The 15,694-nt window shown below is 62.2% G+C and carries 16 protein-coding genes; 6 read left to right on the top strand and 10 right to left on the bottom strand.

What is annotated here, in order from left to right; genetic code table 11:
* Window positions 1–58 precede the first annotated feature (58 nt).
* Window positions 59–595 (top strand): DUF2058 domain-containing protein, encoded by a 537-nt coding sequence (locus MWN76_RS15675; RefSeq protein ID WP_250462855.1) that lies wholly within the window; start codon window positions 59–61, stop codon window positions 593–595.
* Between the two features lie 32 nt (window positions 596–627).
* Window positions 628–1,164, top strand: a complete 537-nt coding sequence (locus MWN76_RS15680) for a DUF1415 domain-containing protein (RefSeq protein WP_250462857.1) — start codon at window positions 628–630, stop codon at window positions 1,162–1,164.
* 19 nt (window positions 1,165–1,183) lie between these two features.
* Here the strand turns inward: MWN76_RS15680 and MWN76_RS15685 are convergent, their stop codons facing one another.
* The gene (locus MWN76_RS15685; protein ID WP_250462859.1) at window positions 1,184–2,056 is read right to left on the bottom strand and encodes a patatin-like phospholipase family protein; all 873 of its coding nucleotides are present in this window, start codon (window positions 2,054–2,056) and stop codon (window positions 1,184–1,186) included.
* A gap of 186 nt (window positions 2,057–2,242) precedes the next feature.
* On the opposite strand from MWN76_RS15685, the gene MWN76_RS15690 reads away from it, so the two are divergent.
* From MWN76_RS15690 to MWN76_RS15705, 4 genes are all read left to right on the top strand, one after another.
* Window positions 2,243–2,746 carry a PH domain-containing protein gene (locus tag MWN76_RS15690; RefSeq protein ID WP_250462861.1) on the top strand — a complete coding sequence of 168 codons (504 nt, stop codon included), beginning with the start codon at window positions 2,243–2,245 and terminating at the stop codon, window positions 2,744–2,746.
* 143 nt (window positions 2,747–2,889) lie between these two features.
* Window positions 2,890–4,275, top strand: a complete 1,386-nt coding sequence (locus MWN76_RS15695) for a mechanosensitive ion channel family protein (protein WP_250462863.1) — start codon at window positions 2,890–2,892, stop codon at window positions 4,273–4,275.
* Window positions 4,276–4,307: 32 nt separating this feature from the next.
* A complete protein-coding gene (locus tag MWN76_RS15700; RefSeq protein ID WP_250462865.1) occupies window positions 4,308–5,030 on the top strand; it encodes an esterase/lipase family protein in 723 nt (240 codons plus the stop codon).
* 29 nt (window positions 5,031–5,059) lie between these two features.
* Entirely contained in the window at window positions 5,060–5,362 is a 303-nt protein-coding gene (locus MWN76_RS15705) for a mechanosensitive ion channel family protein (protein ID WP_250462869.1), read from the top strand.
* Between the two features lie 74 nt (window positions 5,363–5,436).
* On the opposite strand, the gene MWN76_RS15710 is transcribed toward MWN76_RS15705, so the two are convergent.
* From MWN76_RS15710 to hemH, 9 genes are all read right to left on the bottom strand, one after another.
* Window positions 5,437–7,608 (bottom strand): TonB-dependent siderophore receptor, encoded by a 2,172-nt coding sequence (locus MWN76_RS15710; protein ID WP_250462871.1) that lies wholly within the window; start codon window positions 7,606–7,608, stop codon window positions 5,437–5,439.
* A gap of 257 nt (window positions 7,609–7,865) precedes the next feature.
* On the bottom strand, window positions 7,866–8,195 hold the full coding sequence (locus MWN76_RS15715; RefSeq protein WP_250462875.1) for a DMT family transporter: 330 nt from the start codon (window positions 8,193–8,195) through the stop codon (window positions 7,866–7,868).
* Window positions 8,196–8,277: 82 nt separating this feature from the next.
* Window positions 8,278–9,285, bottom strand: a complete 1,008-nt coding sequence (locus tag MWN76_RS15720; protein ID WP_250462878.1) for a tryptophan--tRNA ligase — start codon at window positions 9,283–9,285, stop codon at window positions 8,278–8,280.
* A gap of 83 nt (window positions 9,286–9,368) precedes the next feature.
* Window positions 9,369–10,484, bottom strand: coding sequence for a tRNA-queuosine alpha-mannosyltransferase domain-containing protein (locus MWN76_RS15725; RefSeq protein ID WP_250462881.1), 1,116 nt, complete (start codon window positions 10,482–10,484; stop codon window positions 9,369–9,371).
* Window positions 10,485–10,579: 95 nt separating this feature from the next.
* Window positions 10,580–11,461, bottom strand: coding sequence for an NAD(P)-dependent oxidoreductase (locus tag MWN76_RS15730; RefSeq protein WP_250462884.1), 882 nt, complete (start codon window positions 11,459–11,461; stop codon window positions 10,580–10,582).
* A gap of 273 nt (window positions 11,462–11,734) precedes the next feature.
* The gene (locus MWN76_RS15735; protein ID WP_250462887.1) at window positions 11,735–12,535 is read right to left on the bottom strand and encodes an undecaprenyl-diphosphate phosphatase; all 801 of its coding nucleotides are present in this window, start codon (window positions 12,533–12,535) and stop codon (window positions 11,735–11,737) included.
* 7 nt (window positions 12,536–12,542) lie between these two features.
* Window positions 12,543–13,244 carry a tRNA (adenosine(37)-N6)-threonylcarbamoyltransferase complex dimerization subunit type 1 TsaB gene (gene tsaB / locus MWN76_RS15740; RefSeq protein ID WP_250462889.1) on the bottom strand — a complete coding sequence of 234 codons (702 nt, stop codon included), beginning with the start codon at window positions 13,242–13,244 and terminating at the stop codon, window positions 12,543–12,545.
* Window positions 13,245–13,397: 153 nt separating this feature from the next.
* The gene (locus MWN76_RS15745; protein WP_250462891.1) at window positions 13,398–14,147 is read right to left on the bottom strand and encodes an aldehyde dehydrogenase family protein; all 750 of its coding nucleotides are present in this window, start codon (window positions 14,145–14,147) and stop codon (window positions 13,398–13,400) included.
* Between the two features lie 456 nt (window positions 14,148–14,603).
* Window positions 14,604–15,608, bottom strand: coding sequence for a ferrochelatase (gene hemH / locus MWN76_RS15750; protein WP_284500579.1), 1,005 nt, complete (start codon window positions 15,606–15,608; stop codon window positions 14,604–14,606).
* Between the last annotated feature and the right edge of the window lie 86 nt (window positions 15,609–15,694).

The following is a 15,694-nucleotide window of genomic DNA, read 5'->3' on the forward strand; positions in this document are numbered from 1 at the left end:
GGCAGCCGACGCGGGAGCGGCCCCACCCGGCACAGAACCAAATTCGGGAAGCACGACTATGACTTCACTACAGGATCAACTGCTGAAAGCCGGCCTGGTAGACAGCAAGAAGGCCAAGCAGGTCGACAAGGAGAAGCGCAAGCAGAAGAAGGTGGCGAAAAAGTCCGCCCAGCCGGTGGTAGACGAAACCAAGGCGGCTGCCGAGAAGGCGCGCGCCGAGAAAGTCGCCCGCGACCGCGCCCTGAACGCCGAACGCGAGGCCGGGGCACAGCGGAAAGCCATTGCGGCGCAGATCCGGCAGATGGTGGACGGCAACAAGCAGCCGAAAGGCGATGGCGATATCGCCTACAACTTCACCTTCGACCGCAAGATCAAGACCATCCATGTCACCGGGAAAATCCGCGACCACCTGGCCCACGGCCGCCTGGTGATCGTCGCCCAGGACGACCGGTTCGAACTGGTACCGCGGGTCATCGCCGACAAGATTGCCGAGCGCGACGCGGCCATGGTGGTACCGCCACCGGAACAATCCGGCGAGCCGGATGAGGACGATCCCTACGCGGAGTTCCAGATCCCGGACGACCTGATGTGGTAGCGCCGGTGTCCCGGCAGGAAATCCTGCGACCAGTGCAGCGGTGGCTGTCCGACGTGGTGGTGGGCCTGAACCTCTGCCCCTTTGCCCGCCGCCCCATGCGCGCCGGGCAGATCCGCTTCGCCATCAGCGAGGCCCGCGACGACGAAACGCTGATGGCGGAGCTGCTGGCCGAGATGCGGCTCCTCGACCACACGCCGGCGCGGGAGCTGGAAACCACGCTGCTGATCGTGCCCGGTCAATCGCAGCATCCTTACCTGGGCGACTTTGCCGACTTCAACCAGTTCCTCGATCTGGCCGAGTGGCTGATCGAGCGCAACGACTATACCGGCATCTACCAGCTCGCCACTTTCCACCCGCAATACCAGTTCGCGGACACCGCCTCGGAGGATGCGGAAAACCTGACCAATCGCGCGCCCTACCCGATCCTGCACCTGATCCGCGAGGCCAGTATCGAGCGGGTGCTGAGCCACTACCCGGACCCGGAAAATATCCCCGAAAACAATATCCGCCGCGTGGAAGCGCTCGGCGAAGAGGACAGGCGCAGGCTTTTCCCGTACCTGTTCGGCTGAAGCGGGCCGAATCCGCATACTAACCCGCGTCGGGCAGGCCGGCCTCCACAGCACCCAGGTGTTCGACGCCCGATGCGCGGCCACACTGGTAGCCCCGCTCGAGCAATACCGGTTCGCGGGTAAAACGCCCCACCGGGAAATCCACCGGCGGCGCAATGGCCGTGACCCGGCAGCCCAATGGCGGCGACCGGATAAAATCCAGCGCCCGGTTATAGCGCTGCGACCTCTCCAATACCGCCTCGAACAGGCGCGCGTGATCGTGGAAAAACTGCTTCATCAGCCGCGGCGTCCGGCCCGTCCGCTTGCGGTAGCCGAGCGGGCGCGACAGCACCACGGTGATATCCCGGGCGCCCTGCTCGTAGGCGCGCAATACGGGAATGGAATCCGCCAGGCCGCCGTCGGTCATCGGCTCGCCGTTTACACGGGGAAAATCGCGGTAGAAAAGCGGAATCGCACAGGAGGCGGGAAATACCTCGTGCATATTCTCCGCCGTCACTTCCAGGTAGCGCGCTTCCCCGGTGTGGATACTGGTGGTGACCGCATAGAGTGGAACACCGCTACAGCAGTAGTGCCGGACATTCAGCGGCACCTCCTTGTAAGAGGCGTGCCACAGCCAGCTCACGTCGCAGAAGTGCCCGCCTTTCAGGGCGCGTCGCCAGTCGATGAAATCGGCCCGGCGGGCGTGGTCCAGCAGTATCCGGCGGCTGCGGCCGAGGTCGCCCGCCAGGTAGCCAATCAGGTTGGTGGAGCCGGCAGAGACGCCAATTGCGAAGTCAAACGGCGCATAGCCCGCCTCGAGAAATGCGTCCAGGACACCGGCGGCGAAGATACCGCGCATCGCGCCACCTTCCACCACCAGTGCCGAACGGTTATTGCCAGCCGATATGTGCATCTCTGTCCTCAGAACTGCAGTGGTCAACTTGGTCACACCCGGGAAATTCTACTCCTGCCAAGCGGATGCATTCCACTCAGTTTTACTGACTTTTCCAGCCAATCACACCACCGCGGCCATTTTGCCGCGGCTCCGGCACACCAGTATGATTGACCGCTTAACCATCACTATCGGCGTTATAGAAGCATGCAATCCATTCGTTTTACCGCACCCTGGAGCCGCCAGTTGAAGTGGCTGACCGCGCTGGTTGCCATTCTGCTGCTGGGGCTGCCGCTGATGCTGCTGAATAGGGCACCGCAGACCGGATCAGTACTGTTCGCGATCTCCATCTGGCTGCCCCCCGCAATCCTGTTGCTGGGCGCACTGTTCGCGATCCGCGGCTATGCGATCCAGGGGCAGACATTGCAGGTATTGCGTCCGGCCTGGACAACGCGTATCGACCTGGGCGACCTGCAGAGTGCAGAGGCAAAGGCTGAGGCCATGCGCGGCTCCATCCGCATTTTCGGCAACGGCGGTCTTTTCGGCTTTATCGGCCTGTTCCGCAACGACACACTGGGGCGCTATCGCGCCTTTGCAACAGATAGTGCCAACTGCGTCGTACTCCGCTTTCCGGCCCGCACCATTGTCGTCACCCCGGACAGGCCCGAGCAGTTCGTCGCCGCAATCCGGCAGGCTGTGCCGCCCCGCTGACACCGGGGCCGGGCCGACACGTGCCCCGGCCTCGCCCGCCCCCTCCGTCGCACTTCTATACTTACTGCCTGCGCTGTATGCCGGCGGTTGCCTCCGCGCCGATTCTCCGCAGGTCCGCCGGCTCCCGTAACATGAGGTACTCCATGCCCCTTTCGCGCCCGGCACGCTCACTGCCCTGTATTTCCTGCACCTGGCTATGCCTGCTGCTGTCACTGCCGCTGTTGGCGCAGGAGGATGAAAGCGCCGACAGCGAGGCCCCGGCTGCCGCCAGAGAAGCGCCGTCCGATTCCACCGAGACGCCCGATCTGCCGCCCCGGGTGAGCGATCCCAGCATCGACAGCGAAGAGCTGTCCCTCCGCCTGACGCCACTGTCCCGCGATCAACTGGGTGCGGTGGCGGAAAAATGGTTCGAACTCTACCGTGACAAGACCACCGAGCTGATTCAGACACAGCTTGCGATCAACGCCGCAGAGGAGGCTGCAGATGTCGAAAAAGCCGATGCCGGGCGAGCGCACATGCTGACCATCGGCGCAGAACGCGAGGTTATGGGCCACCACTTCGCCTCGGTGCTGGACGCTTGGGAGAGCAAGGGCGGCAATGCCGATGAGATCAGGGTTTACCGGAACTACCGCGCCGCCGTTTTGATGGAGCAAACCCGTACCGCCGACCTGAAAACCGTCTGGCAATACTTCAGGAGCTGGCTGTTCTCCAGCGAGGGCGGTCTCAGGCTGCTGGTCAAATTTGCGACCTTTATCATCGGGCTGATCGCGCTGCTCGCACTAGCCCGCATCGTCGGCCACTGGGCGCGACGGGGCGCACAGAGGTCCCCGCACTTTTCCCGCCTGCTGGAGAATTTTGTCGAGTTTGCGGTTTTCTGGCTGTGCCTCGCCATCGGCCTGCTGATGTTGCTGGCCCTGCTCGGCATCAATGTCACACCGCTGTTCGCGCTGATCGGCGGGGCTTCATTTGTCGCCGCATTCGCCATGCAGAACACCCTGGGCAACCTGGCTTCAGGCCTGATGATCATGTTCAACCGACCGTTCGACGAAGGGGACTTCGTCGATATCGGCGGTGTCGCCGGTACCGTCAAATCTGTCAGCATGATGTCCACCACCGTAATCACGCCGGACAATCAGGTGATTATCGTGCCCAACTCCAACGTCTGGGGAAATGTCATCACCAACACCACCACCGCCACCCGCCGCGTGGATATGACCTTTGGTATCGGCTACGACGACAACATCGAAACCGCGCAGCGGGTACTTGAGGAAACGGTGAGAAACCACCCGAAGGTATTGAGAAGTCCGGAGCCTGTGATCCGCGTCGCGGAGCTGGCAGTCAGCTCGGTAAACTTTATCGTGCGGCCCTGGGTCATGGGCGAGGATTACTGGGAGGTGTACTGGGACATGACCCGGCGGGTCAAGGAGGCATTTGATGCAAACGGCATTTCCATACCCTTCCCGCAGCAGGACGTGAATGTGCGCGGCGGACAATCCTATCCGCCGGGCGAAGCGGCACCGGAAAGCTGATAAGCTGGGACGAAAACAACAAGGGGCCAAACATGCGAACCGTCACCCTGCTACTGCTACTCCTGCTGCCGGTGACAACCCTGGCACAATCGGAATGCGTCATACTGCTGCACGGGTTGGGCAAATCCGATGCGTCCATGACCAAGCTGGAGTCCGCCATCGCGGATGCCGGGTTTGCCACCGTCAATGTGGACTATCCTTCCACCGACTACCCGATCGAGCAGCTCGCCGGCAGGGCCATAGCCCCGGCGCTGGACAAATGCCACGGTCGCGACAGGGTCAATTTTGTCACTCATTCCATGGGTGGCATTCTCGTGCGGCAATACCTGAGCCGCGTGCCGGTGGACAATCTCGGTCGCGTCGTGATGCTCGGCCCACCGAATAACGGCAGCGAAGTGGTGGACCGGCTGGGCGACTTTCCCGGCTTCCATTTCATGTTCGGCGATGCCGGCCTGCAACTGGGAACCGGCAGCCTGAGCGTTCCCAACAAGCTCGGGCCGGCAGATTTCGACCTGGGCATTATCGCCGGTACCCGCAGTATCAACCTGATCCTGTCGCAGATGATTCCCGACACAGACGACGGCAAGGTATCGGTTGAGAGCACCAAACTCGACGGCATGAAGGACCACCTGGCCATGCCGGTCACCCACGTTTTCATGATGAAAAACGACGAGGTGATCGCACAGGTGATCCACTACCTGCACCACGGCAGCTTCCTGCGCCCGGCGGGACACGCGGGCCCGGCGCGGGAGTAAGGCCGCTACAGCACCGGCATGGACAGCCGGTGGAAGCACTGCCGTGGGAGCTGGCGGCCAGCGCGGTCAACATCCGGGTGCGATGGTGGACCCACAGCCGCCAGACCGATGCCAACCATATCGGCGCCGCCGTCGTGCGCGCGATAAAGCTCGCCCTCGACGAGGCACATATCGACATGCCGTTCGAGACCCGGGTGCACCTCTTTCACGACCAGACCGAGGAACACGACGGCGACCGCAGCGCGCAGCGGGAGGGCTGGCCGGCACCCGATGAGGGCACACCCCGCCCGCGCTGGCGGGCCCGGCACCGGCGGGAAGCGGATCCGGATTAGTGTGCCATACGGGGTCCGCACCGACAGCGGTTATTCCGCCTATCTCAATATGTGAAAGCTGTGGCCCCCCGGTTTTAGAACGTGTATCTGGCCTCAGCGGTGACGTAGCGGCGCTCGCCGTAGAAGCAGTCGCCGCGATACAGGCAGGACGTAGTATGGATCTCGTCGGTCAGGTTCTTCGCATTCAACTGGAATTTCCAGCTGTCCAGCGTGTAGCCGATGGTCGCGTCGTACAGGGTATAGTCCGGGTTGTCCGCGGGAAAAGCTTCCGGAATATAGGCGACATTATCCACACCGGTATAGCTTTCACCGACATGGCGCACCCCGAAGCCGAGATCCAGTCCGGGCAACCAGTCGCTGAACTCATAGCTACCCCACAGTGAAAGCTGCTGTTCCGGCACGGCAACCAGCTCTGTACCCAACTCCAGCGGGTTGTTGCTCTCGCTGACTTCAGTGTTGGTCGTACTGTAGTTGGCCACCAGGGTGAAATTGCCCCAGTTGCCACTGGCCTCCAGCTCCACACCGTCGATGGTGACTTCCCCGGTCTGTACATCGAATCCAGGGTTTTCCGGATCCGGGGTCAGACGGTTCTTCTGCTTGATCTCGTAGGCCGCCGCAGTCAGCAACAGGTTGGTTCCGGCCGGCTGGTACTTGACCCCCGCCTCAAACTGCTCGCCCTCTACCGGCTTGAACGGACGATCCGCACTGTCGGCACCGCCGACCGGTTCGAACGACTCCGTATAGCTGAGATAGGGCGAAATACCGCCATCAAACGCATACATCACGCCGAGACGCCCGGTGGTGGCATCGTCTTCCTGGCTGTTGCCACCGCGAGTACCGGACTCCACAGAGTCGCGACGCAGGCCGCCGGTAAAGATCCAGTTGTACAATCTCACCTGGTCCTGCAGGTAAAAGCCCAACTGCTCCGTGGTTGTCTCCGGTTGGTCCAGTGGCTGTATTTCATTGCCGGGCAAATTGCCGTACACGGGATCGAAGATATCGATGGTGCCGCCGCCCCCGGCGATACTGATACGATCGTTGTCGATGGTCGCATCCTGGCTGTCCACACCGATGGAGAACTGGTGCTCCAGTGCCCCGGTATTGAAAGTGCCATTGGCACGCACATCGAAAATCAGCAGGTCACTGCTGGCGTCACTCATATAGACGGTGCGCGAAACTTCGCGGATGTCCGGGTTCAGGCGACTGAGGCCGAAATCGGCATACATGGAGTTGTAATCCACCTCGCCCTCGGAGTAGCGCACGCTGGCGTTGATACCCCAGTTGTCGTTGATGCGATGATCGGCCCAGAGGCTGTAAGCCGTCTGTTCGGTGTCGTACTTGTCCCAACCCGGCTCACTGAGAAAGGTATCGGTGGCGATATCGCCGTTGGCGTTGTCGATACGTGTTCCGCCCCAGGGCAGGAAAGCGGCGGTCGTGCCGGTTTCGTCCTTCTGGTAACTGGTCAGGAAGGTTACCTCGGTGTCTTCGCTCGGGCGCCAGGAAACAGACGGCATCAACAACAGGCTGTTGTCCTCGACATAGTCGACCTGGGCATCGGCATCGCGCTGGTACCCCACCAGGCGGTAGGCCCACTCGCCATCGCTGTCCAGAACACCACTCACGTCCCCGGCGAGCACCTTGCGATCGTAGTCGCCGGCCTGTACCAGCACTTCACCACCGAACTCGCGTTGCGGTCGCTTGGATACCAGGTTGACGATACCGCCAGTGGATCCCTGCCCGTAGAGTACGGATGAAGGCCCTTTCATGACTTCCACCCGCTCAAATGCATAGGCGTTGGCGCGGGCACCATTGTAGCTGCCAAACAGTGACTGCAGGCCATCGATAAAGAGGACCGGATCCACACCGCGCACCGTGGACCAGTCGCCGCGGGAATCGATACCGTAGGTACCGCCATTGACACCGGCGAAATACTGCAGCGTATCCTGCACCGACTTGGCCCCGACCTCGTCCATAAAGGCTTTGCTGCGCAGTGAAACGGAGAAGGGAGTTTCACTGACAGGCACGTCCAGCTTGCCGATGGAGGTCTGGCGGGAGAGGTTCAGTTCCTCGGTCACCGATACCTCTTCCAGGCTCTTCGCCTTTTCTCCCTGCCCTCCCGACTGTGCATTGGCGGAGCCGCTGGCTACTGCAATGGCCAGCGCCAGGCCGGAGAGGCCGACAACTTGTGAAAGATTGGAAAACGGTGAGTTTTCCGCGGTACCGTTTTCGAAACAGGCTTTACGCATGGCGTTCCCTTAATCAGCGTCAGATATTCATTGCGCCCACTCCATTTGACTGGGTCACGGGCAACTTATGGCGCGCGATATTAATAAGAATGATTGTTACTTTCAAAGTTATTAACGGCCAACCGCACCGATTTGATCAAATATCATTCGTTTCGGTGATTGGCCCGGACGCGGGCAGGTGCGGGAATGCGGGAACGAAAGGGCTGGATGGAAAGCGGGGAAGAGACCGGCCTGGAGAGACCGGAAGGCAACAGGAGTCAGTGCTCCACCGTGCCTGAAAACACATTGATCACGATGACCCCCAGCAGGATCAACCCCATGCCGATGATGGCGGGCAAATCCGGAATCTGTTTGTAGACAGCCGCTCCGGCTACAGCGACCAGCACGATGCCCATGCCAGACCAGATGGCGTAAGTCACACCCACCGGAATAGTCCGCAGTACCAGTGTCAGCAGGTAAAAGGCGATACCGTAGCCAACCACGACGATCAGCGTAGGGCCGGGCCGGGTGAACTGCTCGGATGCCTTCAGCGCCGTGGTAGCGGCGACTTCGGCGATAATGGCGATGGCGAGATAGAGGTAGGCCATGGTCACTCCGGTTGGTGCTGGCGGCGAATGGGGCGCAGGTATGTCCCGCGGGCGCTGCCGCTCCCGCGGTCACCGATGACGATCAGCCGATCTTGCGGATACCCACCGCGTGGCGCAGCTTTTCCAGGAAGGGGGCGGAAACGGCGCGGGCCTTCTCCGCGCCTTTTTCGAGTTCCACCTCGATCTGCGCCGGGTTCGCCAACAACTCCTCGTAGCGCTCCCGCGCCTCGCCGATCTGGCCATTGATCAGTTCGAACAGCTGCTTCTTGGCCTCGCCCCAGGCGATACCCTCTTCGAACGCTTTGTGCATCTCCGCAGTCTGCGCCTCAGTGGCGAAGGCCTGCCAGATCTGGAATACCGTGGAGGTATCCGGGTCCTTGGGCTCGCCCGGTTCCAGCAGGTTGGTCACGATCTTGTTGATATGCTTCTTGAGCTTTTTCTCCGGCAGGAACAGCGGGATGGTATTGCCGTAGCTCTTGCTCATCTTGCGGCCGTCGAGGCCCTGCAGCACCGCCACATGGTCGTCCACCAGCGCCTCCGGCAGCGCGAAATGCTCGCCGTAATGGTGGTTGAAGCGCTGGGCGATATCCCGGGCCATCTCGATATGCTGGATCTGGTCGCGACCCACCGGCACCTGGTTGGCGTTGAACATCAGGATATCCGCGGCCATCAGGATCGGATAGCTGTAGAGGCCCATGGTCACGCCGAAATCGGAATCCTCGCCATCGGCGCGGTTGGCGTCGACCGCCGCCTTATAGGCGTGGGCACGATTCATCAGGCCCTTGGCGGTCTGACAGGTGAGCAGCCAGGTCAGCTCGGGAATCTCGTGGATATCCGACTGGCGGTAGAAGACCACATTGTCGGTATTCAGCCCCAGCGCCAGCCAGGTGGCGGCGATCTCCAGCGTGGACTGGTGCACCAGTTCCGGGTCCTGGCACTTGATCAGCGCGTGGTAGTCGGCCAGGAAATAAAAGGACTGGTTGTTCTCCTGCTGGCTGGCGGCGATCGCGGGGCGGATGGCACCCACGTAGTTGCCCAGGTGGGGGGTGCCGGTGGTGGTAATGCCGGTCAGTACGCGCTGCTTACTCATAAATCGTTGCTGTTCCGTGCTGTCTGGTCGGGAATTGAGGGGCGAATAATACCCTTTTCGCACGCAGGGTTGTATGGCGCGCGCTAGCCGGGTTCCCCACTCGCCGCCAGATTGCCGAGCAACTCCCGATAGCGCCCCACCAGCGACGGCCACCGCAGGCGGGAAACATCTGCTACTGCCAGCGGTTCGCCCCGCAGGATACGCCCGGCACTGGCCCCCATGGCATCGCCCAGCTCAATCGCGGCGGAATCCTCACCCCCACCGGAGTGGTAGCCCAGGGGCCCGAACCACTCGGGATAGGCCAGGCTGTCCGGCACCAGTGGCCGACAGCCGGCGGCGACGGCCTCCAGCACCGCCAGCCCCTGGAAATCGTGGCGGGCCGTGGACAGTACCGCGTGACTTTGCCGCAGCAGGCGGCGATAGTCCGCCGCGCTTTGCTGATAGCCCCAGGCCCCGAGCGCGTCGTGCTCGACCAGCAGTTCCCGGATACGGGCGAACTCCGGCGGCTGCTTGCGGAATTGCTGTCCGACCATATGCAACGTAAACGGCAGCTCCTGCTGGACAAACTGCTGCAACGCGGCCAGCAGGATGTCCGGCCCCTTGTCGTACTCCCAGCGATGATTCCAGATAAACGTCGGCCGGTTGGATCTGCCCCGCTTGCCCACCGCAAAGGCACTCTCCTCCAGAGGCACGGGCAACACCTGTGACTTCTGCGCGATCTCCGCACCGAGCCCGGGCGGAACACAGTCGGGAAAGCGCTTCAGCAACGCCTCGGCCCCCGCCAGCAATGTGCGGCGGTTGTAGTCGGAGTTGAACAGCAACAGGTCTCCCGCCAGGGCCGTGTAGATATTCAGCAGCTGCGGCTCCACGGAGCCGAAGGCGTCACCGCTCAGCGGGTAGGCGAACTGGTTCTCGTGGAAGTAGACCGCGGTGGGCACCGCCGCGATCTCGGGCACCAGGCCGCGCAGCGCGGACAGGTCGGTCATCGAGGTGGCGACGATCAGGTCCCAGGGCCGGCGCAGGGTTTCGGCCGCCTCGCCGCGGCTCCAGCTCAAGCTGTTGCCGCGCACACGCCAGCTGAAATAGCGCGGCGGCAGGGTCAGTACCGTCCACCGCCAGTCGGGGATGGCTTCGACCAGGCCGCGTCGCCAGCGTTTGTGGCTGTCGGCGTCGTAGGCGGAGAGGAGGAGGACATTCATAGGTTGATCGAAACGGTAGGAGCGGCCCATGGCCGCGATTGCGGAGCTGGAGCTCCGCGTTCCCAGGAAAGCCGCCCCGGCGGGGAAACCGGGATTCAGTCGAAAGAGCGCAGGTTGGTCAGCCGCGCCAGCAGGCTGGAGGTGTCCCAGCGGCCGCCGCCCAGCGCCTGTACCTCGCTGTAGAACTGGTCCACCAGCGCCGTCACCGGCAACAGCGCGCCATTGCGCTGCGCTTCGTCTAGTACGATGGCCAGGTCCTTGCGCATCCAGTCCACGGCAAAACCGTGCTCGTATTCGCCGGCGAGCATGGTTTTATGGCGGTTTTCCATCTGCCAGCTCTGCGCCGCGCCCTTGGAAATCACCTCGACCACCTGCTCCGCATCCAGGCCCGCGGCCCTGGCGAAGTGCAGCCCCTCGGCCAACCCCTGCACCACGCCGGCGATACAGATCTGGTTGACCATTTTGCACAGCTGGCCGCTGCCCACCGGGCCGAGCAGGTTCACTGCCCGCGCATAGCAGTCGATCAGCGGGCGGGCGCGCTCGAAATCCGTCTCTTCGCCGCCAACCATGACGGTCAACACGCCGTTCTCGGCGCCCGCCTGGCCGCCGGAGATGGGGGCGTCGAGAAAGCCGATGCCCTTATCCGCCCCGATGGCGGCCAGTTCACGCGCGACGTCGGCGGAGGCGGTGGTGTGATCAACGAACAGCGCCCCGCTTTCCATCCCCTCGAAAGCACCCTGCTCTCCCGCCACCACCTGGCGCAGGTCGTTGTCGTTGCCGACGCAGGCAAATACGAATTCAGCGCCGCGGACCGCCTCCGCGGGTGTGTCGAAGGCCTCGCCGGCGTAGTCGCCCAGCCACTGTTGCGCGCGGCTGGCGGTGCGGTTGTAAACGCGTACCGCGTGGCCGGCTTTGGCGAGGTAGCCAGCCATCGGGTAGCCCATTATGCCCAGGCCTAGAAATGCGACGGTTGCCATTTGGTTGCTCCTTATCTCTAGTTCAGTGGCGCGGTCGGGCGCCCTCTCCCCCGGCCCCTCTCCCAATGAGAGAGGGGCGCTATTCTTTCTGGCTTTCAGCCTGCTCCGGGTCGTAGTCGTAGTCGTAGGGTGCGCCGTGCGCACCATTGAAGTCCCGAGTCCCGAGTCCCGAGTCCCGAGTCCCGAGTCCCGAGTCCCGAGTCCCGAGTCCCGAGTCCCGAGTCCCGAGTCCCGAGTCCCGAGTCCCGAGTCCCGAGTCCCGAGTCCCGACAATTATCCCACCAGCATCCAGATCAGCGCCGCGCCGAGTATCAGGCGATAGATAGCGAAAGGCGCCATGCCGATACGACTGATAAATTGCAGGAAAAAATGAATGCAGAGATAGGCACTGATCCCCGACAACAGTGTGCCCAGCAGAATATCCTCCCAGGGAACCGGCCCCCGTTGTGTCACCAGTTCATAGGTCAGCAGTATGGCGCTGAGCGCGATGATCGGAATCGACATCAGGAAAGAGAAGCGCGCGGCGGCTTCGCGTTTCATGCCCAGCATCAGCCCCGCGGTCATGGTAATACCGGAGCGGGAAGTCCCCGGAATCAGGGCCACCGCCTGGGCGACGCCGATCAACAGCGCCTTTTTCCAGTCCAGGTCCGCCAGTGTCCGGGTGCGCACACCGCGCACATCCGCCCACCAGAGCAGCAGGCCGAAACCGATGGTGGTGGCGGCAATCACTGCCGCGGAGCGCAGTTCCGTCTCGATAAAGCCCTGGAAGGCGAGCCCGGCCAGCCCCGCGGGAATGGTAGCCAGCACGATCAACCAGGCCAGGCGCCCGTCGTCGCTGAAGTCGCCACTGGCAAAGCCCCCCAGGCCGTCGCGGATCAGGGCCCAGACGTCGTGGCGGAAATAGAACACCACAGCCACCAGCGAACCGAAATGCACCGCGACATCGAAGGCCAGCCCCTGGTCGGGCCAGCCCAGGACCTCGGAGGGCAGGATCAGGTGGGCCGAGCTGGAGATGGGCAGAAACTCGGTGAGGCCCTGGGTCAGGGCCAGGAAGATTATCTGAAGAATGTCCATGAATGGGTTATCGCGCGCGGATTTTCTGTCGTTTTTTCCAGGTCACTTCGTTGCGCAGGTAGAGGGGCTCGAGCTCCTCGGCCGCGACGGCGGCACCGCCCTGCAACAGCGGCAGGGCCAGCTCGGCAATATCCCGCGCGTGAATCGCTGCCTTCAGGTCGGTTTGCGCCAGCGGCACTGCATCGTCCGCGAGATAGTGCCAGCCGGGGCCGGCACCGTACAGCGGCTGCGGCAGGCCGGGTTCGCCCAACAACTGCGCCGCCTGCGCCGGATCCTGTACCGATTCCGGCAACAGGCTGGCATTGGGTGTCTCCGCGCCGTACACGCCCCAATAGAGCTGTTGCATGCGCGCATCCAGGGCCGCGGCGATGGCGCCGCCCCGCCACTCAGGGTGCGCCCGCCGGGCCCCGGCGGCGAGTGCGGCCAGGCTGGAAACGGGCACCACCGGCCTGTCCGCGGCAAAGGCCAGCCCTTGGGTACAACTGATGGCGATGCGCAGGCCGGTAAAGGAGCCGGGACCGCGGCTGACCGCCAGCGCATCCAGCCCGGCGAGCCCCAGGCCCGCATCGCCGAGCACGCGGTCGACCATCGGCAACAGGCGGCGGGTGTGGTCCCGTTCCGCCTCGACGAACTGCTCCGTCATCCGGCCATCGCAGTAAAGGGCTACGGAACAGGCTCCGGAGGTGGTATCCAGGGCGAGAATCTTCACAGCGTCACTCGTTTCTACAACTCGGTGGGGGCGAATTGTGTCACGGTCGGCCGGGCGAGTCATGTATCAGTGCGGGAGCTGGCCCGATCGGGCGCTGCTTCGGCAACGAAAAAGCCCCGGCAGAACCGGGGCTTCGTGTGCCGATCGGTAAAATCAGCGTTTCTTCGGCGGGCGACCGCGGCGCTTGGCCGTTTTCCTGGCCGCCGTCTTCTTGCCTACCGTCTGCTTCTTCGGTGGGCGCCCGCGGCGGGCCGACTTCTTGACCGTGCTTTTCCTGGCGGTGCTCTTCTTCGCAGCGCTCTTCTTGGCGGCAGACTTCTTCGGACGACCGGCCTTTTTCTTGGCCGCCTTTTTGGCATCTGCCTTGGCTTTGGCTGCGGCCTTCTTGTCCAGCGCCTTGGCCTTGGCAGTCGCTTTCTTGGCGGCGGCCTTGACCTTGCTCTCAGCCTTCCGCTCTGCAGTCTTCAGCTTTTTCGCATCGGCCTTGGCGCGATTTTTCTTCCAGCGCGACTCGAACGCTTTCATCGCCGATGACAGGTCCTTTTCGGCCTTGCTGGAAAGACTGTCCGCGAGATCGGCAATTTTCTGCTTGGCTGCCTCCTCCGCCTGGCGAACGGTGTCCATCGCCTTGGCTTTGGCCAGGTCCTGTTTTGCCGACGCCACTTTGGCGCGTAAATCCTTCGCCTTGGCGTTCGCGTTGGTCAGTGCCTGTTTCGCGGCTGCAGTATTGCTTTTCTGCACCCGCGCCCGCGCCTTGGCGACGCGATCGAGCTGGGCGTCCAGCGACTTGGTCGCCGAATCCACGGCCTTCTGCGTCTTGTTCACTGCCGGAGAAACCGCTACCGGAGCTTTCGCCTTGGCAGCGCGTTTGCTGCGCGCTTTCTTCTTCGCTACTCGTGCCATCCCTTGTCTCCTCTCTGAGTTGTAGAACTACCTCTGCAAACTCAAAAGTGTGTCGAAGCTGCTTCACAACAACTGCCCGGGTAGCCAGTGACTATCGACCCCCGGCACCCTTTGCTGCTCGTCTATCCATCTACTCATCACCCTTAACCGCTGGTGTACTCCGCAGAATGGATACGGTGGTCGCCTCCAGTGCCCCTCGCAGTGTTGCGGAACAACTTCCCTGGCGATATTGCCGATTTGCTGCTGAAGAAAGACCTCCCGGGGGCGGTCATACTGCAAGTTCAGAGCAAGCCATAACGTTTAAAACGATACGACTTTACCAAAGTTAATAAAAAACACCCGCTTTGCAAGAAAAAAGGCCAAAAAGAAAGGATTTTTTTACAAAAAAGTGTGTTTTTTTGACAAACCGCCCGAAATTTCCATTTTCGGGTACGGTAGAGGCAAAAATGCGGCGCATTAAAGCTGCGCTTTTACCGGCAATTTTTCCCCGACAATGGCCGCCAGCATCTCGATATGGTCGGCGCGCGCATTCAGGGCGGGAATATATCGATATTGCCCCCCTCCCGCGTCGACAAAATTAGCGCGATTCTCCACAGAAATTTCTTCCAGCGTTTCCAGGCAATCGGCGGCGAAGGCCGGGCAGATGACATCGACACTGGCCAGCCCTTTTTTCCCCCACTCGATCAAGGTTTTATCCGTATAGGGCTGCAACCATTCCGCCTTGCCGAAACGGGACTGGAAACTCACCTGCCAGCAATCCCTGTCCAGGCCCAGTTCGGCGGCCAGGTGTTCGGCCGTTTCATTGCACTGGCGGTAGTAGGGATCGCCTTTGGTCACATTGGCCTTGGGAATACCGTGGAAGGACAGCAACAGCTTCTCCGCCCGGCCTTCTCTGTCCCAGAGTTCGCGCACCGAATCGGCCAGCGCGCGGATATATAAAGGATGGCGATAGTAGTCGTGCACCAGGGAAATGTCCGGTACATCGCGGTAGCTGCGATAGATCCGCGCCACCCGGTCGTAGATTGCGGCGGTGGTGGTGGCCGAGTACTGCGGATAGAGGGGCAATACCAGGAAGGATTCAAAGCCCTGACGGCGCAGGCGGTGAACAACCGAATCGAGGTCCGGCTTGCCGTAGGTCATGGCGTAAGTCACGGTAATATCCGGTCGCGTGCCCGCCAGGCGTTGCTGGAGCAATTCCGCCTGCCGCTGGGTGTAGTGGAGTATCGGCGAGCCTTCCACCGCCTCCCCATCCGCACTTCGCCCCCAGATTTCGCGATAGGCGGGAGCGATTCTGCCCGGTCGCAGCGGCAATACCAGGCCGTGCAGGATCGCCAGCCACAGCGGGCGGGGAATTTCCACCACCCGGGGATCCGAGAGAAAGTCGCGCAGAAACTGCCGCACCCCGGGGGCCGTCGGTTCCGCCGGCGTCCCCAGATTCATCAAAATTACCGCTGTCGACATGAAACAATCCCCGTTTACTGACAGGCCCAGATGGTACCTGTTCGCTTCGCAAGCCACCAATTGCACGGAACAATAGCAGACATAAA

It is taken from the genome of Microbulbifer litoralis (assembly GCF_023634065.1).
Lineage (GTDB): Bacteria > Pseudomonadota > Gammaproteobacteria > Pseudomonadales > Cellvibrionaceae > Microbulbifer > Microbulbifer litoralis.